This is a genomic window from Vibrio sp. 03_296, from assembly GCF_002265885.1.
In genome coordinates, this window is the sequence record NZ_NPKW01001247.1 from 1 (window position 1) to 941 (window position 941).

1 rRNA gene and 1 pseudogene are annotated in these 941 nt (G+C 42.0%); both read right to left on the reverse strand.

Going from position 1 to position 941, the window contains the following annotated elements:
* A 16S ribosomal RNA gene (locus CIK04_RS31320) occupies window positions 1-128 on the reverse strand; the annotation flags it as partial.
* 522 nt (window positions 129-650) lie between these two features.
* Window positions 651-941 (reverse strand): annotated as a pseudogene (locus CIK04_RS31325) (phosphoadenosine phosphosulfate reductase family protein); the annotation flags it as partial.

Consider the following 941-nt stretch of genomic DNA (forward strand, 5'->3'; position numbering starts at 1 on the left):
CCCAGGCATTACTCACCCGTCCGCCGCTCGCCACCCGAGAAACAAGTTTCTCTGTGCTGCCGCTCGACTTGCATGTGTTAGGCCTGCCGCCAGCGTTCAATCTGAGCCATGATCAAACTCTTCAATTAAAAGTTTTTTGAAGCTTTCGCTTCGGCTCAATGAATACTGAATAAATTGACTGTGCCGATACTTAGTATCGTTTTGGTCACTCAGTTCATTGATAAATCTTTTGGATTATCATCAACGAGCGCCCACACAGATTGATAGGTTTATATTGTTAAAGAGCTTTCTTCTTTTGTGAATCGCATCACTTCGGAAGAGGCGGCCATTCTAGCGAGATAATTTTCAGTGTCAAACACTTTTTCAAAATTATTTCATTTTTCTTTACTGGCCTATCGAACAAGCTTGAAACCCTTGTGAGCCCTCGCCCTGTCGATGAGGTGGCATTATAGAGATCCCGCTCACATTGGCAAGTGTTATTTTGAGAAAATTGCAAAAACAAAGCCATAAACGAAACAAAATCCAATTCAAGACGTCATTTATCCAACTTTACCCAAAACAAACCAACAAAATACCCACAAAGTTATCCACAAAGCCCGTTTTACAGCTAAATAAAAGACCGCATCTGCGGCCTTTTAGCTTCTCTATTATTAAATACCAGAACCATCTTGTTCATTATCTTCTTCATGAAGACCACACTCACGCTTCAAGCCAAAGAAACGAGTTTCTTCTTCACTCATCCCTGGCTCCCATTTTGGGTTGTATGCGTCATCCCCGACAGAAGATAGCCTGATCCCAAGGGGTGATATGAAAGACCGTGTTCTTTTAAATAGTAGTGTACGTCTTTGTTACTCCAATCCACTACAGGTAAAAACTTAAACACACCATTTTGTATCGAAAGAATAGGTAGGCCGGCTCGGGATTGAGATTGCTCTCGACGT